Annotated in this window: 23 protein-coding genes; 15 read left to right on the top strand and 8 right to left on the bottom strand. The window is 67.4% G+C overall.

Annotated features, from left to right (window positions below; genetic code table 11):
* Positions 1 to 940, top strand: a 940-nt coding sequence (locus XINFAN_RS17595; RefSeq protein WP_148087153.1) for a S1C family serine protease, incomplete at its 5' end; no start/stop codon positions are given.
* A 64-nt stretch (positions 941 to 1004) separates the two neighbouring features.
* Here XINFAN_RS17595 and XINFAN_RS17590 read toward each other — a convergent pair.
* Positions 1005 to 1562 carry a manganese efflux pump MntP gene (locus XINFAN_RS17590; RefSeq protein ID WP_124088180.1) on the bottom strand — a complete coding sequence of 186 codons (558 nt, stop codon included), beginning with the start codon at positions 1560 to 1562 and terminating at the stop codon, positions 1005 to 1007.
* A 338-nt stretch (positions 1563 to 1900) separates the two neighbouring features.
* On the opposite strand from XINFAN_RS17590, the gene XINFAN_RS17585 reads away from it, so the two are divergent.
* The 8 genes from XINFAN_RS17585 to XINFAN_RS17555 all read left to right on the top strand — a co-directional run bounded on the left by XINFAN_RS17585 (position 1901) and on the right by XINFAN_RS17555 (position 6962).
* A complete protein-coding gene (locus XINFAN_RS17585) occupies positions 1901 to 2290 on the top strand; it encodes a diacylglycerol kinase (RefSeq protein ID WP_233352323.1) in 390 nt (129 codons plus the stop codon).
* Positions 2291 to 2423: 133 nt separating this feature from the next.
* Positions 2424 to 2588 (top strand): hypothetical protein, encoded by a 165-nt coding sequence (locus XINFAN_RS21835; RefSeq protein WP_160144652.1) that lies wholly within the window; start codon positions 2424 to 2426, stop codon positions 2586 to 2588.
* Positions 2589 to 2664: 76 nt separating this feature from the next.
* Positions 2665 to 3231, top strand: coding sequence for a NifU family protein (locus XINFAN_RS17580; protein ID WP_124088178.1), 567 nt, complete (start codon positions 2665 to 2667; stop codon positions 3229 to 3231).
* A gap of 6 nt (positions 3232 to 3237) precedes the next feature.
* Positions 3238 to 3912, top strand: a complete 675-nt coding sequence (gene tsaB, locus XINFAN_RS17575) for a tRNA (adenosine(37)-N6)-threonylcarbamoyltransferase complex dimerization subunit type 1 TsaB (protein WP_124088177.1) — start codon at positions 3238 to 3240, stop codon at positions 3910 to 3912.
* Positions 3905 to 4321, top strand: a complete 417-nt coding sequence (locus tag XINFAN_RS17570; protein WP_124088176.1) for a GNAT family N-acetyltransferase — start codon at positions 3905 to 3907, stop codon at positions 4319 to 4321. Before tsaB ends, XINFAN_RS17570 begins: the two co-directional genes overlap by 8 nt.
* Before the next feature lie 56 nt (positions 4322 to 4377).
* Positions 4378 to 5181 (top strand): purine-nucleoside phosphorylase, encoded by an 804-nt coding sequence (locus XINFAN_RS17565; RefSeq protein ID WP_124088175.1) that lies wholly within the window; start codon positions 4378 to 4380, stop codon positions 5179 to 5181.
* Positions 5182 to 5259: 78 nt separating this feature from the next.
* Positions 5260 to 6180, top strand: coding sequence for a sulfite exporter TauE/SafE family protein (locus XINFAN_RS17560; RefSeq protein ID WP_124088174.1), 921 nt, complete (start codon positions 5260 to 5262; stop codon positions 6178 to 6180).
* Positions 6177 to 6962, top strand: a complete 786-nt coding sequence (locus XINFAN_RS17555) for a TIGR02186 family protein (protein ID WP_124088173.1) — start codon at positions 6177 to 6179, stop codon at positions 6960 to 6962. The genes XINFAN_RS17560 and XINFAN_RS17555 overlap by 4 nt, the downstream gene beginning before the upstream one ends.
* Here the strand turns inward: XINFAN_RS17555 and XINFAN_RS17550 are convergent, their stop codons facing one another.
* Positions 6963 to 7442 (bottom strand): VOC family protein, encoded by a 480-nt coding sequence (locus tag XINFAN_RS17550; protein WP_124088172.1) that lies wholly within the window; start codon positions 7440 to 7442, stop codon positions 6963 to 6965. It abuts the gene before it with no gap.
* A 91-nt stretch (positions 7443 to 7533) separates the two neighbouring features.
* Entirely contained in the window at positions 7534 to 7803 is a 270-nt protein-coding gene (locus XINFAN_RS17545; protein WP_124088171.1) for an accessory factor UbiK family protein, read from the bottom strand.
* A gap of 121 nt (positions 7804 to 7924) precedes the next feature.
* On the opposite strand from XINFAN_RS17545, the gene lgt reads away from it, so the two are divergent.
* The 4 genes from lgt (at position 7925) to XINFAN_RS17525 (ending at position 11058) form a co-directional block, all read left to right on the top strand.
* A complete protein-coding gene (gene lgt, locus XINFAN_RS17540) occupies positions 7925 to 8809 on the top strand; it encodes a prolipoprotein diacylglyceryl transferase (protein WP_124088170.1) in 885 nt (294 codons plus the stop codon).
* Positions 8806 to 9882, top strand: a complete 1077-nt coding sequence (locus tag XINFAN_RS17535) for a class I SAM-dependent methyltransferase (RefSeq protein ID WP_124088169.1) — start codon at positions 8806 to 8808, stop codon at positions 9880 to 9882. Before lgt ends, XINFAN_RS17535 begins: the two co-directional genes overlap by 4 nt.
* A complete protein-coding gene (pgeF, locus tag XINFAN_RS17530; RefSeq protein WP_124088168.1) occupies positions 9875 to 10624 on the top strand; it encodes a peptidoglycan editing factor PgeF in 750 nt (249 codons plus the stop codon). The genes XINFAN_RS17535 and pgeF overlap by 8 nt, the downstream gene beginning before the upstream one ends.
* Positions 10625 to 10854: 230 nt before the next feature.
* Positions 10855 to 11058 (top strand): hypothetical protein, encoded by a 204-nt coding sequence (locus XINFAN_RS17525; RefSeq protein WP_124088167.1) that lies wholly within the window; start codon positions 10855 to 10857, stop codon positions 11056 to 11058.
* 383 nt (positions 11059 to 11441) lie between these two features.
* On the opposite strand, the gene XINFAN_RS17520 is transcribed toward XINFAN_RS17525, so the two are convergent.
* A complete protein-coding gene (locus XINFAN_RS17520; protein WP_124088166.1) occupies positions 11442 to 11942 on the bottom strand; it encodes an Lrp/AsnC family transcriptional regulator in 501 nt (166 codons plus the stop codon).
* 211 nt (positions 11943 to 12153) lie between these two features.
* Here XINFAN_RS17520 and trxB point away from each other — a divergent pair, with 211 nt between their 5' ends.
* A complete protein-coding gene (gene trxB, locus XINFAN_RS17515) occupies positions 12154 to 13092 on the top strand; it encodes a thioredoxin-disulfide reductase (RefSeq protein ID WP_124088165.1) in 939 nt (312 codons plus the stop codon).
* 67 nt (positions 13093 to 13159) lie between these two features.
* Here the strand turns inward: trxB and XINFAN_RS17510 are convergent, their stop codons facing one another.
* Together XINFAN_RS17510 and XINFAN_RS17505 are read right to left on the bottom strand one after the other, a co-directional pair.
* Positions 13160 to 13399 (bottom strand): DUF1150 family protein, encoded by a 240-nt coding sequence (locus tag XINFAN_RS17510; RefSeq protein ID WP_124088164.1) that lies wholly within the window; start codon positions 13397 to 13399, stop codon positions 13160 to 13162.
* 4 nt (positions 13400 to 13403) lie between these two features.
* Positions 13404 to 13823: an Hsp20 family protein gene (locus XINFAN_RS17505; protein ID WP_124088163.1), complete on the bottom strand. Its 420-nt coding sequence runs from the start codon at positions 13821 to 13823 to the stop codon at positions 13404 to 13406.
* Positions 13824 to 14035: 212 nt separating this feature from the next.
* On the opposite strand from XINFAN_RS17505, the gene XINFAN_RS17500 reads away from it, so the two are divergent.
* Entirely contained in the window at positions 14036 to 14254 is a 219-nt protein-coding gene (locus XINFAN_RS17500; RefSeq protein ID WP_124088162.1) for a YdcH family protein, read from the top strand.
* A gap of 246 nt (positions 14255 to 14500) precedes the next feature.
* Here XINFAN_RS17500 and XINFAN_RS17495 read toward each other — a convergent pair whose 3' ends face one another.
* Positions 14501 to 15421: a manganese-dependent inorganic pyrophosphatase gene (locus tag XINFAN_RS17495; protein WP_124088161.1), complete on the bottom strand. Its 921-nt coding sequence runs from the start codon at positions 15419 to 15421 to the stop codon at positions 14501 to 14503.
* A gap of 360 nt (positions 15422 to 15781) precedes the next feature.
* The gene (locus XINFAN_RS17490) at positions 15782 to 16033 is read right to left on the bottom strand and encodes a hypothetical protein (protein WP_199286459.1); all 252 of its coding nucleotides are present in this window, start codon (positions 16031 to 16033) and stop codon (positions 15782 to 15784) included.
* Positions 16034 to 16238: the final 205 nt, after the last annotated feature.

The raw sequence follows: 16238 nt of genomic DNA, 5'->3' as shown, positions 1-16238 counted from the left end.
GCCCTGGACCCCGCCCGAGACCCCCCCGGCCGCGGAAACCAGCCCGCCGGCCGGCGATCTGGTCGAAGTGACCCCCGGACCGTCGCCCGGCGAAAAGCCGGCGGGGCCGATCCTCGGCACGCCTGCGCCGGGCAGCACACCCGAACTGCCGAAGGTCGCCGATGCCGGACCGGGCGTCGCGCCCGGGACGCCGGGCCTCGGCACCGCCCCGGACGGCCCGGCGCCGATCCGCGCGCCCGAGGCCGGTGGCGAAACCGCCGCCGCCGATCCGATGCCGAAGGTCGCCCCGGTGGCCGAAACCCCGAAACCCAAGGTCTCGGGCACGCTGAAGGGGTCGGGCACCGGATTCTACATCACCCGCACCACGCTTTTGACCGCGGCCCATGTGATCGAAGGGTGCAGCGCCGTGGGCCTTGCCGACGGCACCCCGCTGGAGATCCTGGCCGCAGATCCATCGCTGGATGTGGCGGTGCTGGGCGGGGCGCCGGATGTGGGGGCCTGGCTCAAGCTCTCGGCGCTGGAAGTGCCGAAACTGGGAGAGAACGTCACCGCGCTCGGCTATCCCTATTCGACCAGCCTCGACCAGGGGCTGACGGTAACCTCGGGCAATGTCAGCGCCTTGCGCGGTATCGACGGATCGTCGAACCGGGTGATGATCACCGCCCCGGTGCAGCCCGGCAATTCGGGCGGGCCGCTTCTGAACAAGAAGGGCGCGGTGATCGGCGTGGTGGTCAGCCGGGTCGATGACATGGCGATGCTGAAGGAAACCGGCAGCCTGCCGCAGAACATGAATTTCGCGGTGCCTTCGGGGCCGCTGATCACCTTCCTTGCCAAGAACCGCATCAGCCGGCCGCAGGGCGACGGCGTGGGCGGGGACCTCTCGGTCGAATTGCCCAAAGCCTATGAGGATGCGGTGGTGCCGCTGCACTGCTTCAGATAATAGCCCCCGCCCGGGCATGATCCGCGCAGAGGCGCCCCCGCGCCCTGCCCTTTTCCTTGCCGCCTCAGCCGCCTGCCAGATGGCCGAACAGGATCGCGGTGCCGATCCCCGCCAGCGCGATACCGCCCGCCACCCCGGCGATGCGGCCAAAGCCGCGCCCGAGACGATGCCCCGCCACCAGGCCGGCGGTGCTCATCGCCATGGTGGTCAGGCCGATGACCAGGGCGACGATCAGGATATTGACCTCAAGGAAGGCAAGCGACACCCCCACCGCCATCGCATCCACCGAAGTGCCGATGGCGGTCAGCAGCGTGGCCCGGAACGAGGCCGAAGACGGTCGTTCCGCCCCGGACCGCAGCGCCTCACGCATCATATGCAGGCCGACCGCGCTCAGCAGGCCGAAGGCGATCCAGTGGTCCCAGGCCTCGATATAGCGGCTTGCCGCGTGTCCGAGCGTCCAGCCGATCAGCGGCGTCACCGCCTCGACAAGGCCGAAGACCGCGCCCGTTTTCAGCGCGCGCAGCATCCCCGGCCGCCGCGCCACCGCCCCGCGCCCGAGCGCGGCGATGAAGGCATCGACCGACATCGAAAAGGCCAGAATACCGATGGAAACCGCTGACATCTTTCTGCTCCCGGGGTTGAGCCATGGCCCGTTTCCGGGCCTGGCGACGGACTCCGCAGAGCCCACGGTCTCGCAAAGCCCCGACGGGCCGGACGCACCACGCGGAAGAGACCCGCGATCCTGTTGATACGCCCCTGCCGGACCCCGGCAGCCGCTACTCCCCGATGTGGCGGCGCCTAAAGCCGAATCCAATAATTGTCAAACAAAATCATTATGTTATACTGAAACTCATTTGCATCTGGCCGGATCTCACGCGAAAGCTCCGGCCGCCGAGGTGGACAAACCCGCCCGTCTCGGCCAGCATCGCGCCCGCAACCGGGCCGCAGCCGGAGGACAGTTTGCCATCATCAGCCCCCGGCGGAAGCCCGCAGAAACCGCCCCGCACCACCGGCTTTGCGCATTTCCGCGACGCGACGCGCTATTCCGGCGCCGGGCTGCGGCGACTGCTGCGCGAAAGCGCCTTCCGCCAGGAGCTGATCATCGGACTGCTGGCGCTGGCGGGGCTGGCGCTTTGGGGCGCGGACGGGGCGGAGCTTGCGGTTTTCGCGGTGCTGCTGCTGATCCTGATCGCGGTCGAGGCACTGAACACCGCGATCGAGACCCTGGTCGATCACCTCTCGCCCGGCTGGTCGGAATTCGCCCGCGACGCCAAGGATCTGGGCTCGCTGGCGGTGGCGGCCGTGGTGGCGGCGATGACGCTCTGGCTGGCGCGGGTGCTGTTCTTCTGAGCACGCGGCGAAGTGACGCGACGTCAGACATGCCCGGCCTGCATTGCTGCCCTGCGGCATCAGGGGTTTTCCGCGCTGCGGCATAGCTTATATTTCAGCGCGGGAGGAAAAGTCCGGAAAAGGAGGCATGGCCATGTCTGTGCATCGCCCCATCGACCTGAAATCCGCAAGCCAGATTCCGGTGAACCCGGCGCTGGCCTATTACACCCCCGCAACCGCCGCGCCGGCCGAAGTGAAATTCTGCCCGCTCTCGGCGCTCGATCAGATGTATGCCTATTACGGGTCCGACCGGATCTGAAATCCGCGCCGGGGCCGGATGGTTGACTCGCGCGCCTGCCGGGGCCATATCCGGCAGGCACAGTCGGAGAAGCGCCATGTTCATCCAGACGGAATCCACCCCGAATCCCGCGACGCTGAAGTTCCTGCCGGGCCAGACCGTGCTGGATCTCGGCACCGCCGATTTCCCCAATGCTGACGCCGCGCAGAAATCGCCGCTCGCGCGCCGCATCTTTGCGGCGGGGGGCGTGACGGGCGTCTTTCTCGGCAATGATTTCGTCACCGTGACCAAGGCCGAGGACGTTGACTGGCCGCATATCAAGCCGCAGATCCTCGGCGCGATCATGGAGCATTTCCAGTCCGGCGCCCCGGTGATCGACGGCGAGGGCGCGCCGAACGGCGGCCATGCCGCGCATTTCGACGGCGAAGATGCCGAGATCGTCCGCCAGATCAAGGAACTGCTCGACACCCGCGTCCGCCCCGCTGTGGCCCAGGACGGCGGCGACATCACCTTCCACGGGTTTGATCGCGGCATCGTCTATCTGCATATGCAGGGCGCCTGCGCGGGCTGCCCGTCCTCGACGCTGACGCTGAAGATGGGGATCGAGAACCTCTTGCGCCATTACATCCCCGAAGTGACCGAGGTCCGCCCGGTCGCGGCCTGATCTTTCATGGCGTTTTCCAGGCCCCTTCTGGCTTTCGACACATCGGCCGCGCATTGCGCGGCCGCTTTGGTGACGGACGGGCGGACCTTCGCCGGATATGAGCCGATGCAGAAGGGCCAGGCCGAGCGGCTGATCCCCTTGCTGGATGCGATGCTCGCCGGGGCCGGTCTTGGCTGGCGCGACCTTGGCGGGCTGGCGGTCGGGATCGGGCCGGGGAATTTCACCGGGGTCAGGATCGCGGTTTCGGCCGCGCGCGGCCTCGCGCTCGGGCTGGGGCTGCCGCTGGCGGGGATTTCGGCGTTCGAGCTGATGCGCGGGTCCGCAGACGGCGGGCCGCAACTGGTAAGCCTCGCGGCGCCGCGCGATCAGGCCTATGTCCAGTCTTTCCGCGGCGGTCAGCCGCAGGGCAGGCCGCGGCTGATCGACCCGGGCGCCCCTCCCGCAGATCTGGCCATCGGCCCCGGCACATGCGTCATCGGCCACCGGGCGGCGCAGATCGCCAGGCCCTTCGGGGCCGAAGCCCTTGAGGCGGAAACCGACGATCTGCCCGCCCGCCTCGCCGCCATCGCCGCCCGGAAATTCGCAAGCGGCGAAATCGGCCCCCTGCCCGCGCCGCTTTACGTGCGCCCCGCGGATGCCGCGCCGCCTTCGGATCCGCCGCCGGTGATCCTCGATGCCTGACCCGGCGGAGCTGGCGCGAATCCATGCCGGATGCTTCACCACGCCCCGGCCCTGGAGCGCGACAGAGATCGCCGCGCTGCTGGCGCAGCCGCATGTTTTCCTGATCGACGCGCCCGCGGGCTTCCTGATCGGCAGCACCGTCGCGGGCGAGGCGGAACTGCTGACCCTGGCCGTGCTGCCCGGGGCCCGCCGCCGGGGGATCGGACAGGCCCTCGTTGCCGGTTTCTTTACCGAGGCGCTGGCCCGCGGGGCAGAGCGGGCCTTCCTCGAAGTCCTGGCGGAGAACGCGCCCGCCATCGCGCTTTACGAGCGGGCGGGTTTCAGCCGCGCCGGGGTTCGGCGGGGCTATTACACCGCGCCCTCGGGCGCGCGGATCGACGCGCTGGTTCTGTCGCGCGCGCTGCCGTAAGCCCTTTCCTTTCCCCGGGCGCGGCCTATCCTCGGGACAAACCGAAGGAAATGCCGATGATCCCCCCCGAAGAAACCGCAGCCCTGATCCGCGCCCGTGCGGGCGATGCGCCCGTGCACCTCGGGCTGATCCTCGGCTCGGGGCTGGCGGGGCTGGCGCAGGCGGTCGAGGGCGTCGCGATTCCCTATGCCGGTCTGCCGGGCTTTCCGCAGGCGAAGGTCGGCGGCCACGATCCGCAGCTTTACGTCGGGCAGCTCGAAGGCGTCCGGGTCGCGGTCTTCGGCGCGCGCGAGCATTACTACGAACACGGCAACCCGGCCGCGATGCGTCATGCGCTTGCCACGCTGCGGGCGCTCGGGGCGCGGGAACTGATCCTGACCAATGCCGCGGGCAGCCTGCGCGCCGATATTCCGCCGGGCGATCTGATGCTCATCTCGGACCATATCAACATGGGCGGCCTGAACCCGCTGATCGGCGAGCCCACCGACGCGCGTTTCGTGCCGATGACCGACGCCCATTCCCCCCGCCTGCGCGCGGCCCTGCGCGCCGCCGCCGAAGCAGAGGCGATTCCCCTGCCCGAGGGCACCTATGCCTGGGTCTCCGGCCCCTCGTTCGAGACCCCGGCCGAGATACGGATGCTGCACCGCCTCGGCGCCGATGCGGTCGGCATGTCGACGGTGCCCGAGGTGATCCTCGCGCGCTTCCTGGGGCTTGAGGTCGCCGCGATCTCGACCATCACCAATATGGCCGCGGGCCTGTCGGACGAGGCGATCAGCCACGACCACACCCGCGCCATGGCCCCCCTGGGTGCGACAAAACTGGAACGGATTCTGCGCCGCTTCCTGCAAGCGCGCGCATAAGGCCAAACCCCCTTTGACATCCGCCCCCGGGCAGGCAAGCTAGGGGGGTTCCTTCCCGCTTCCCGCCCTTCAGGACCGATGCAGCTTTACCTTCCCATCGCCGAGGTTTCGGTCAACGTCTTCCTCTTGTTCGGGATCGGCGGCATCGTGGGCTTCCTCTCGGGCATGTTCGGGGTGGGCGGCGGCTTTCTGATCACGCCCTTGCTGTTCTTCATCGGCGTGCCGCCGCCGGTCGCGGTGGCCACGGGCGCGAACCAGGTGGTGGCCTCTTCGATCTCGGGCGTGCTGGCGCAGATGAAGCGCAAGGCGGTGGATTTCCGCATGGGCACCGTGCTGCTGGTGGGCGGCTTCGCCGGATCCGCCATCGGGATCTGGGTCTTCGCCTGGATGAAGGCGCTAGGCCAGGTCGATCTGTTCGTGCAACTGTCCTATGTGCTCTTCCTCGGATTCGTCGGCGCCACCATGTTGCAGGAAAGCCTGCGCGCCCTTCTGCGCTCGCGCAATGTCCATGCCCCGATCCGCCGCGCGCATGTGCATTCCTGGGCGCATGGCCTGCCGCTGAAGATGAAATTCCGCGCATCTGGCCTTTACATCAGCGTGATCCCGCCCTTGGCGATCGGCGCTTTCGTCGGCTTTCTGGCGGCGATCATGGGGGTGGGCGGCGGCTTCATCCTGGTCCCGGCGATGATCTATCTGCTGGGGATGCCGACCAAGGTGGTGATCGGCACCTCGCTGTTCCAGATCATTTTCGTCACCGCCTTCACCACGATCATGCATGCCGTCACCAGCCAGACGGTCGACATGATGCTGGCTTTGGTGCTGATTTTCGGCGGGGTGATCGGGGCGCAGATCGGCTCGCGCGTGGGGATCCGGCTCAAGGCGGAACAGTTGCGGGTGCTGCTCTCGCTTCTCGTGGTCGCGGTGGCGCTCAGGATCGCCTTCGATCTGCTCATCCGGCCAGACGAGCTGTATTCGGTCGCGCCCGGGGTGCTGCCATGAGGCGCGCTCTGGCCCTGGCAATCGCCCTTTTCTGCGCCCCCGCGGTCGCGCAGGACGCGCAGCCCGAGACCGCCGTCGAAGAAACCATCGTCTCTGGTCTCAGCCAGAACCGGGTCTCGATCACCGCCGATTTCGCCGGGGACGAGATCCTCGTCTATGGCGCGGTGCGGCGCGACGCCCCGCCGCCCGAGGGCCGCCTCCATGTCATCGTCACGGTCGAGGGGCCCTCGGGCCCGGTCACGGTGCGGCGCAAGGACCGCATCGCCGGGATCTGGATCAACGACGCCGCGGTGAACATCAGCCGCGCGCCCAGCTTCTACGCCGTCGTCACCACCGGACCGATCGAGCGCATCCTTTCGGCGACCGAGAATTTCCGCCATTCGATCACCATCGACCGGGTGATCCGCAGTATCGGCATCGCCTCGGAAGCCGAGGCGCATGAGGATTTCGTCCATGCCCTGGTGCGGGTGCGCAGCAGTGACGGCCGCTACCGGCTGCTGGAAAGCCGGGTGCAGCTGACCGAACAGACCCTGTTCCGCGCCGATGTCGCGCTGCCCTCGAACCTGACCGAGGGCGAGTATCTGGTGCGGCTGTTCCTTCTGCGCGACGGCAAGGTGATCGCCCGGCAGGAGCGCACCATCGACGTGCGCAAAGAGGGGCTGGAGCGGATGATCTTCAACCTCTCGCAAGAGCAGCCGCTGATCTACGGGCTGTTGTCGCTGGTGATCGCGGCGGCGGCGGGCTGGGGCGCCTCGGCCGCCTTCCGGCTGATCCGGCCCTGATCAGTCGGCCTCGGCCAGCAGCGCGCGCAGGTCGAGCCGCCCGGTGGTCATGCTGATATTGCCCCCGGCGTCGCGCGGCCAGTCGGCCTCGGGCCGGTCGCGGTAAAGTTCCACCCCGTTGCCGTCGGGATCGTCGAGATAGACCGCCTCGCTGACGCCATGGTCCGAGGCCCCGGTCAGCGGCCAGCCCGCGGCGACCACGCGCTTCACCACATTCGCCAGCGCCTTGCGGTCGGGAAACAGAAAGGCGGTGTGATAAAGCCCGGTGGTGCCCGGCGGCGGGGCGGAGCCGCCAAGCGATTCCCAGGTGTTCAGCCCGACATGGTGGTGATAGCCGCCCGCCGACAGGAACGCCGCCTGCGGCCCGTAGCGCTGCGTGATCTGGAATCCGAGGATGCCGGAATAGAAACCGATGGCCTTCTCCAGATCCGAAACCTTCAGATGGACATGGCCGACGCGGGTGGCGGGATGGATGCTCATTTGCTTCCCCTGTGAAATGTTACAGGGAAGATAGCGGGCCTCGCCCCCGGCGAAAACGCCGGTTCCCGCGCAGAGTCTGTGCGCGGATCGCTCAGGCGTCTTTCTTCTTCGGCGCCTTCGCCACAGCGGCCTCCAGCGCGGCGATGCGGGCGGTCAGCGCCTCGTTCTCTTCGCGCGCCTTCTGCGCCATCAGCCGCACCGCGTCGAATTCCTCACGGGTGACGAAATCGCGCCCCGCCATCCAGCGGTCGATCATGCTCTTCATCGCGGTCTCGGCCTCGGTCCGCGCGCCCTGCGCCACGCCCATGGCGTTGGTCATCAGCTGGCTCATGTCGTCGAGGAATTTGCTGCGGCTTTGCATCGGGGCCTTCCCTTTCGCTTTTTCTCTATATGCGCGCCCCTGTCCGGCTTCACAAGTGCGCCGCGGTTGACTTCGCCCGCCCCGCGCAAGACAAGCGTTGCCAGCCGACAGGAGCGCCCGGATGATCGCCTTCCCGAATATCTCGCCCGACATTTTCAGCATCGAACTGTTCGGCACCACGCTTGCGCTGCGCTGGTATGCGGTGGCCTATATCGCCGGGCTGATGCTGGGCTGGTGGCTGGTGACGCGGGCGGTGAAGACCCCGCGGCTCTGGGCCCCGGGATCTGCGCCGATGACGGCCGAACAGGTCGAGCGGCTGCTGACCTGGGTGATCCTTGGCGTGATCATCGGCGGTCGGCTCGGCTATGTGTTCTTCTATCAGCCCGCGCGGTTTCTGTCTGATCCGGTCTCGATCCTGCGGCTCTGGGACGGCGGCATGTCCTTCCACGGCGGCTTCGTCGGGGTGGCGGTGGCGGGGCTGATCTTCGCCCGGCGCGAGCGGATTCCCGCCCTGCCGGTCGGCGATCTTTTCGCCTTCGCGGTCACGCCGGGGCTCTTGTTCGGGCGGCTCGCCAATTTCATCAACGCCGAGCTCTGGGGCCGTCCGACCGACCTGCCCTGGGGCGTGGCCTTCCCCGGCGAGGCCGCGCAGACCTGCGAGGGCGTCATGACGATCTGCGCCCGCCACCCGAGCCAGCTATACGAGGCGGCGCTGGAAGGGCTGATCCTGGGCGCGCTGATCTTCTGGCTGGTCCTGCGGCGCGGCTGGCTGCGGTTTCCGGGCCGGACCATGGGCCTGTTCATCGCCGGCTACGGCGTGGCGCGGCTCCTCGTGGAATTCGTGCGCCAGCCGGATGCGCAATTCGTCTCGCCCGGCAATCCGCTGGGGCTGGCGCTGCATCTGGGCGGCTATGGGCTGACCATGGGCCAGCTCCTGTCCTTGCCGATGATCGCCATCGGGCTGTGGTTCATCCTGCGCGCCCGCGCGGTGCGTGCCCCGGCGTGACGCCGCTCGGCCAACTGATCGCCGCGCGGATCGCGGCGACGGGGCCGGTCACGCTGGCCGATTACATGGCCGATTGCCTGCTGCATCCCGAACACGGCTATTACACGCGGCGCGAGCCCTTCGGCGCCGCGGGCGATTTCATCACCGCGCCCGAAATTTCCCAGATGTTCGGCGAGTTGCTCGGCCTTGCGCTGGCGCAATACTGGCTCGACCTCGGCCGGCCCGCTTTTACGCTGGCCGAGCCCGGCCCCGGCCGCGGCACGCTGATGGCCGATGTGCTGCGCGCCACCGCCAGGGTGCCGGGCTTCCACACCGCCGCACAGGTGGTGCTGGTCGAGGCCTCGCCCCGGCTGCGCGAGATCCAGCGCGAGGCCCTGCGCGGCTATGACGTGACCTGGGCCGATCATCTGAGCGACCTGCCTCAGGCGCCGCTGTTTCTGCTGGCGAACGAGTTCTTCGACGCGCTGCCGATCCGGCAGTTCACCCGGCAAGGCAATCTCTGGTCCGAGACCATGGTGGGCCTCACCGACGGGCGCCTCTCGCCCGGCCTTTCGCCCCCCGCCCCGGTCGCGGCGCTGGATCCCCGGCTCACGGATGTGCCCGAGGGCGGCGTGGTCGAGATCTGCCCGGCCGCCGCGCCGATGATGGCAGAGATCGCGGGACGGATCGCCCGGCACGGCGGGCTGGCGCTGGTGGTGGATTACGGAGGCTGGCAGAGCCTCGGCGACACGTTCCAGGCCATGCGCGCCCATGGCTACACCGATCCTTTCGCCGCACCGGGCGAGGCCGATCTGACCGCCCATGTCGATTTCGCAGCCCTCGCCGCCGCCGCCCGGCCCGCGCAGACCGCTTACACGACGCAAGCGGCGCTGCTGACGGCGCTCGGAATCGGGCATCGGGCACGGGCGCTGGCGGCCGGGGGCAGCGAGTCCCCGCTGGAAGCGGCGCGACGCTTGACCGATCCGGCAGAAATGGGAAGTCTGTTCAAAGCGCTGGCGGTGTTTCCCCCCGGTGCACCGCCGCCGCCGGGATTCGCCCGGCCCGTTTCTGAGACCACGGATTCCGATGCTTGAGCTCATCACCTCCGATCTGATCCCGTTCCGCCACGGCTTTTTCACCCGCAAGGGCGGGGCCTCGTCGGGCATCTTCGCCGGGCTGAACTGCGGCAGCGGATCCTCGGACCAGGCCGAGATCGTGGCGATCAACCGCGCCCGCGTGGCAAGCGCGATGGAGGTGGAGCCCGGCGCGCTGGTCTCGGTGCATCAGGTGCATTCGCCCGATGTGGTCACCGTGACCGGCCCGCCCGACGCCCGCCCCACCGCCGATGCGATGGTGACGAATGTGCCGGGCCTCGCGCTTTCCGTGCTGACCGCCGATTGCCAGCCGGTGCTGTTCGCCGAGCCGGAGGCGCAGGTGATCGGCGCCGCCCATGCCGGCTGGCGCGGCGCGGTCAATGGCGTGCTGGAGGCGACGCTGGACGCCATGGTCGCCCTTGGCGCCGAACGCGGGCGGATCCGCGCGGTGATCGGCCCCACCATCAGCCAGGCCGCCTATGAGGTCAGCGAGGAGTTCCTGCAAACCTTCCTGACCGAAGACCCCGGCAATGCCCGGTTCTTCGCCAATGGCCGCGACGGGCGCTACCAGTTCGACCTGCCCGCCTACGGGCTTTACCGGCTGCGCGAGGCGGGCGTGGCCGAGGCCGAATGGACCCGGCACTGCACCTATTCCGACCCGGCGCGCTTCTTCAGCTACCGCCGCACCACCCATGCAGGCGAGGCGGATTACGGGCGGCTGATCGCCGCGATCAGGCTCTGATCCGCCGCGATATTGTCGCAATTCTGGAAACAATCCGCCGGTATTGAGCACATCGTTTCCAAAATCCCGGTGAAATCAGCGCATTAAAGACAATCCCTGCGCAGCCCGGCGATTGTCTCACGTCAGGAAATGACCTTAATCCTGCATCAATCGGCCCAAACCCCGCCGCATTGTCTGGCGATCCTGCCCTCATACAAGGCGAAACCGCCAGAGACCGAGAGGAGAGCAGCATGTCGCACAAACCCGTCACCGAACGCCGCTGGCTGAAAAGCGTGATCGCCGCCTCGGCCGAGCCGTTGCCCAGCTTCCCCTGGATGCGCGGCCAGCGCCGCCAGCCCGAAATGCGCAGCACCATCGCCCCGGTGATCGCCGCCACCGGCGGGCGCCGCATCCTCCCGCTGTTCGGCCGCTTCACCGGCGTCGCCGCGAGATAACAGCGCCGCTGCACGTTAAGCACGAATCGCGGTGAAGGGCGGCTTTACCTCCGCCTGACCTTTTTCCGCCATATCCTGCACAGAGCACGGCGCCGAACGGAAACAGTTACGCGGCAGAGGCGCGGACTGTTTCCGGTTTAAGGTGAAAGCGCGGCGGATGTTTGACAATGCGGCGCAACCGGGACATGAACGGGACAGGAGCATGTCCCTGCCCCTGCGTATCGGACCGGACGCCCCCCGAAGCGGGATCGTCGGTCCCGCCCCCTGCTTCCGCCGCTCACGGAATGGGGGTTCCGCTTGAGTAAGAACGGTCCCGGTGCTCCTCTGGCACGCGAAACGGGGCCGTTTTTCTTTTGCCGCGCCCGCCGCTCGGGCCCCGCCCCTCAGGCGTTGCGCGCCAGCCGGTCCTCCAGCACGTCGAAGGGCACGCCAGGCTCGTCCTTGGCGTTGCGGATCACGAGGCTGGTCTTGACGTTGGCCACATTGGGCGCGGTCAGCAGTTCTCCGGTCAGGAAGTTCTGGAAGGTCGACAGATCGGGCGAGACGCATTTCAGGATGAAGTCGATCTCGCCGTTCAACATATGGCATTCGCGTACCAGCGGCCAGGCGCGGCAGCGGTCCTCGAAGGCCGACAGATCGGCCTCGGCCTGACTGTTCAGCCGCACCATGGCAAAGACCGAAACCTCGAAGCCGAGCGCGCGGGCGTCGATATCTGCGTGATAGCCGGTGATGAAGCCCTGCTCCTCCAGCGTGCGCACCCGGCGCAGGCAGGGCGGCGCCGAAATGCCGACCCGGCTGGCAAGCTCGACATTGGTCATCCTGCCGTCGGCCTGAAGCTCGGCCAGGATGTGCCGGTCGGTTTCGTCAAGCTTGTGGCCCGCCATAGAGAACTCCTTCGTCTGGCGCCTGAATAGGGCCTTGGCCGGGTTTGCGCAACAAAGTTTCAAATCAGACCGCAGCGCCCCCCGTCGCATTGCGCATCGCCGGGCCAGATCGCAACGCCGCGGGGCTTCCGGCGGGGCGGGCGGTTGGCTATATCGACAAGAGATCCGGCGAGACAGGCGACCGCCCCGGGGGCGGCAGAAGAGGGACATCATGGGCGAGACGCGGCACAGCAGGGTTCTGATCATCGGCTCGGGCCCGGCGGGCTATACGGCGGCGGTCTATGCCGCGCGGGCCATGCTGGATCCGGTGCTGATCCAGGGGTTGCAACCCGGCGGCCAGCTGACCATCACCACCGAGGTCGAGAACTGGCCCGGCCTGAGCGTCGTCCAGGGCCCCGACCTGATGGTGCAGATGGAGGAACACGCCCGCGAGATGGGCGCCGCGATCGTCGCCGATTACATCACCGCGCTGGATCTGTCGGCGCGGCCCTTCACCGCCACTGCCGACAGCGGCACCACCTATACCGCCGATGCGGTGATCCTCGCCACCGGCGCCCAGGCGAAATGGCTGGGCCTGCCGTCGGAAGAGAAGTTCAAGGGCTTCGGCGTCTCGGCCTGCGCCACCTGCGACGGGTTCTTCTACCGCGGCAAAGAGGTGGTCGTGACCGGCGGCGGCAATACGGCCGTGGAAGAGGCGCTGTTCCTGACCAATTTCGCCAGCAAGGTGACGCTGGTCCACCGCCGCGACAGCCTGCGCGCGGAAAAGATCCTCCAGGACCGCCTGTTCAAAAACCCGAAGATCAAGGTTGTCTGGAACAGCGCGGTGATCGAGGTGAAGGGCGCGGAAAGCCCGCTGGGCGTCGAGGCGGTGCGCATCCACAACGTCAGCACCGGCGAAGAGCGCGACATCCCCTGCGCGGGCTTCTTCGTCGCCATCGGCCATGCGCCCGCAAGCGAACTGGTCAGGGATCAGCTGGAGCTGCACAACGGCGGCTATGTGAAGGTGGAGCCGGGCAGCACCCGCACCTCGATCCCGGGCGTTTTCGCGGCGGGCGATCTGACCGACCACATCTACCGCCAGGCGGTGACCAGCGCGGGGATGGGCTGCATGGCCGCGCTCGACGCCGAGCGCTGGCTGGCGGAGCACTGAGCCGCCAGCAAGACAAAACCCCGGGGGGCGCCCCCCGGGGTTCATTCCCCTTACGCCGCGGCCGAGGTCAGTGCACGCTTACCGGCGCGAAATCATGGGCTTTCGCCAGATGGAAGGCCAGGTTGCGGTCGGCCACCAGCGCAAGGCGCTGGCCGTCGGTCGCATTGACCGAATAGATCACGGCATCCTCGCCCAGTTGCTCGCTCATCTGCGCGCGAACCTCGTCGGGAAGTTCGGTGACGGGCACCGGGCGCACATAGACGATGCGGCTCTTGCCCTCGGGGAAACCCGGAAACGGCGTGTTCATTGCTTCACCCCTTTCTCTGTCCGATTCTGATCGTCTGCACCACGGTTTCGGGCACGTTGCGGCGCAGGTCGATATGCAGGAGGCCATGCTCCATATGCGCGCCGCCGACCTCGACCCCGTCCGCCAGCACGAAGCTGCGCTGGAAAGCGCGGGCGGCGATGCCCCGGTGCAGGAACACCCGTTCCTGGCCATCCTCGCTTTGGCGGCCGCAGATCACCAGCTGGCGGTCCTCGACCGTGATCGCGAGATCCTCGTCGCGAAAGCCCGCGACGGCCAGGGTGATGCGGTAAGCGTTTTCCGAGACCGCCTCGATATTATAGGGAGGATAACCCTCGCCCCCGGTTTTCGCGGTGCGCTCGACCAGCCGTTCAAGCTGCTCGAAGCCCAGAAGGAACGGGTGCGACCCGAAGCTGAGTTTCGTCATCGTCGGACTGTCCTTTTACAAAGCGACAATTCGCAGGCCCGGCCCCATCAGCGGGCACCGGCACCCTTGACCCGAATATGGGGGGCGCCCGCGCGGGCCGCAAGTGGCGCAAAGCCCGGCAGGATCGGGAAAATTCCGCGCCGGTCCTTCCTCGAATCATTCATCTGGCCTATGTTTTGATCAGAAACTTCAGCAAAGACCTGCGTCCAGCCATGAATGCCCCCTCGGAAATGAGCTTTGATGAGATGCTGCGCGTGAAGCTGGAGGTTTTGCGCCGCGAGCATCGCGACCTGGACGAGGCAATTCACGCGCTGGAAATCACCGGGCGGCCCGATATGCTGACGATCCGGCGGCTGAAAAAGCAGAAGCTGGCGCTGAAGGATCAGATCACCTCGATCGAGGACCGGCTGATCCCCGATATCATCGCCTGAGCCTTACACCAGCGCGCCGGGCGCAATGGTCGCACACGCAGGATCAGCGGGCAAAGGCTGCGCCAGAGGCCTCAAACCCCACGTGCCGCAATCCGTCGCGGAAACACCCGGGAGACGCGGGCGAGCCGCCGAACGAGATCAGGCCCGGCCTGAGAAAAGCCCGGAGCATCATGACCGGATTCCCCGCCGGCTGTCCGCTTCTCGTCCGCCCCGCTTCCCGCACTCACCTGACGGCCGCCTGTTCCGTCAGATCTTCAGCGAAGGGATGATCTGTTTCTTGCGGCTCATGATGCCGGGCAGCACCACCGTATCGCCGGTGACCACCGCCCCGAAGCTGGCTTCCGCGATCCGCTTCACCAGATCGTTCGGCACCAGCAGCGTCGCTTCCTCTTTCAGGATGTCGATGACGAACAGCAGCACCTGATCGGCACCGTCCGCCGTGGCCACGCCCGGCATGGCGGCCATCAGGCTGTCCTTGCGGTCGAGCAGCACTTTGGGCGCGGTGGTTTCCAGCACCGAGATCCGCAGTTCCTTGCCGCCGATGCCGTATTCCTTGGAATCCATCCGCAACAGCGCCTCGTCGGAAAAGGCCGAGACGTCCGACTTCGCCTCGAACATCTGCGCCGCATATCCGGGGATCGAAACGCCCAGATCGGCGGCCAGTTGCTCGGCCACCGCGCGGTCGTGGTCGGTGGTGGTGGGCGAGCGGAATTCCAGCGTGTCCGAGAGGATACACGACAGCATCGCGCCTTTGACCGCCCGCGGCGCCTTCGCCAGATCGCCGCCGATCAGGTCGTGCATCAGCGTGGCGGTGCAGGCCAGCGGGCGGACGGTGATGCTGATCGGCGCTCTGGTCTTCAGCCCGCCCACCAGCATGTGGTGGTCGATGATGCCGATGATCTTCGCCTCATTGACCGAGGGCGGCAGTTCCGCGGGGTTGTTGGTGTCGACGATGACGACCTCGTCCCCCTCCGAGACATCGGCGATGATCTCCGGCTTCTCCAGCCCCCAGTGTTTCAGCACGAAGGCCGCTTCGGTGTTCGGCTCGCCCAGCAGGAACGGCTTCGCCGGGGTGCCTTTGATCTCGGAAAGATACCATGCCCAGATGATGGGCGAGCCGGTGGAATCGGTATCGGGGGATTTGTGTCCGAAAACCTTGATCGTCATGTCGGGGTTCCTTGCGGCACGGATGTTTCGCCGCGGCTTATAGGCAAGGCGAAACCGCTTGTCACCGGGGGCCCGCGTCTTCCGGCTCTGCCCGGCGGATGCCTCCGGCGGGGTATCCGGGCCAGCATGAGGCCCATGTGACCCCACCGAGCCGGTCGCGTCTCAAAGAGGTCCGTGCCTTGCGGCACGGATGCCTCCGGCGGGGATATTTAAGGACAGAAAATGATCAAAGGCCCAGTGCCTCATTTTCTGTCCTTAAATATCCCGCGGGGTGAGCCGCCGAAGGCGGCGAGGGGTGAAGAGGCAGGCGCCGCCGGTTCAAGCCTGCATCTTCGGCAGCCCCCTTCTTCTCGGGCGGGGTTACTGCCAGCCGCGGCCTGAGGGATCCCGGCAGCCATGGGGCGGCAGGGTCTTGTTGCCGAATTCAGCCCTGAGTTGCGCGCAGCCCCAGTCCCGGACGAAGCCGGGCATGTAGGAATGCAGGTCGATTCCCACTTCGTCGAACGGGTCGGAGGCGCCCTTCCAGTTCTTCACCCAGGACAGATATTCGTAGCCGACCATGCCGATCACCGCGACAAGGACGAGGCTGAGGATTTTCAGAAACCGTTTCACCATGAACTCCCGGATCACCTGCGAGGCGCATCTTGCACAGAGGCCGGGCGGGCGAAAGACGTGGAAAGGCCCGGGCGCCCAAAGCGGCCCGGGCCTTTGCGGTCTCGTCCGGCTCAGCCCTTTCGGGTGACGAAGCGGGTTTCGAGATAGGCTTCGATCGCTTCCGAGCCGCCCTCGGTGCCGTGGCCGGAATCCTTCATGCCGC

Source organism: Pseudogemmobacter humi (assembly GCF_900609055.1).
In the GTDB taxonomy this organism is placed as follows: Bacteria; Pseudomonadota; Alphaproteobacteria; order Rhodobacterales; family Rhodobacteraceae; genus Pseudogemmobacter; species Pseudogemmobacter humi.
Note: the sequence above shows the minus strand (reverse complement) of the source record. Positions and strands in the feature narration are given on the sequence as shown.

Excerpts from the sequence above, each read along its gene's own strand:
- XINFAN_RS17590 (WP_124088180.1), bottom strand. The coding sequence starts at position 1,562 with ATGTCAGCGGTTTCCATCGGTATTCTGGCCTTTTCGATGTCGGTCGAT.
- XINFAN_RS21835 (WP_160144652.1), top strand. The coding sequence starts at position 2,424 with ATGTCTGTGCATCGCCCCATCGACCTGAAATCCGCAAGCCAGATTCCG.
- XINFAN_RS17580 (WP_124088178.1), top strand. The coding sequence starts at position 2,665 with ATGTTCATCCAGACGGAATCCACCCCGAATCCCGCGACGCTGAAGTTC.
- tsaB (WP_124088177.1), top strand. The coding sequence starts at position 3,238 with ATGGCGTTTTCCAGGCCCCTTCTGGCTTTCGACACATCGGCCGCGCAT.
- XINFAN_RS17570 (WP_124088176.1), top strand. The coding sequence starts at position 3,905 with ATGCCTGACCCGGCGGAGCTGGCGCGAATCCATGCCGGATGCTTCACC.
- XINFAN_RS17565 (WP_124088175.1), top strand. The coding sequence starts at position 4,378 with ATGATCCCCCCCGAAGAAACCGCAGCCCTGATCCGCGCCCGTGCGGGC.
- XINFAN_RS17560 (WP_124088174.1), top strand. The coding sequence starts at position 5,260 with ATGCAGCTTTACCTTCCCATCGCCGAGGTTTCGGTCAACGTCTTCCTC.
- XINFAN_RS17555 (WP_124088173.1), top strand. The coding sequence starts at position 6,177 with ATGAGGCGCGCTCTGGCCCTGGCAATCGCCCTTTTCTGCGCCCCCGCG.
- XINFAN_RS17550 (WP_124088172.1), bottom strand. The coding sequence starts at position 7,442 with ATGAGCATCCATCCCGCCACCCGCGTCGGCCATGTCCATCTGAAGGTT.
- XINFAN_RS17545 (WP_124088171.1), bottom strand. The coding sequence starts at position 7,803 with ATGCAAAGCCGCAGCAAATTCCTCGACGACATGAGCCAGCTGATGACC.
- lgt (WP_124088170.1), top strand. The coding sequence starts at position 7,925 with ATGATCGCCTTCCCGAATATCTCGCCCGACATTTTCAGCATCGAACTG.
- pgeF (WP_124088168.1), top strand. The coding sequence starts at position 9,875 with ATGCTTGAGCTCATCACCTCCGATCTGATCCCGTTCCGCCACGGCTTT.
- XINFAN_RS17525 (WP_124088167.1), top strand. The coding sequence starts at position 10,855 with ATGTCGCACAAACCCGTCACCGAACGCCGCTGGCTGAAAAGCGTGATC.
- XINFAN_RS17520 (WP_124088166.1), bottom strand. The coding sequence starts at position 11,942 with ATGGCGGGCCACAAGCTTGACGAAACCGACCGGCACATCCTGGCCGAG.
- trxB (WP_124088165.1), top strand. The coding sequence starts at position 12,154 with ATGGGCGAGACGCGGCACAGCAGGGTTCTGATCATCGGCTCGGGCCCG.
- XINFAN_RS17510 (WP_124088164.1), bottom strand. The coding sequence starts at position 13,399 with ATGAACACGCCGTTTCCGGGTTTCCCCGAGGGCAAGAGCCGCATCGTC.
- XINFAN_RS17505 (WP_124088163.1), bottom strand. The coding sequence starts at position 13,823 with ATGACGAAACTCAGCTTCGGGTCGCACCCGTTCCTTCTGGGCTTCGAG.
- XINFAN_RS17500 (WP_124088162.1), top strand. The coding sequence starts at position 14,036 with ATGAATGCCCCCTCGGAAATGAGCTTTGATGAGATGCTGCGCGTGAAG.
- XINFAN_RS17495 (WP_124088161.1), bottom strand. The coding sequence starts at position 15,421 with ATGACGATCAAGGTTTTCGGACACAAATCCCCCGATACCGATTCCACC.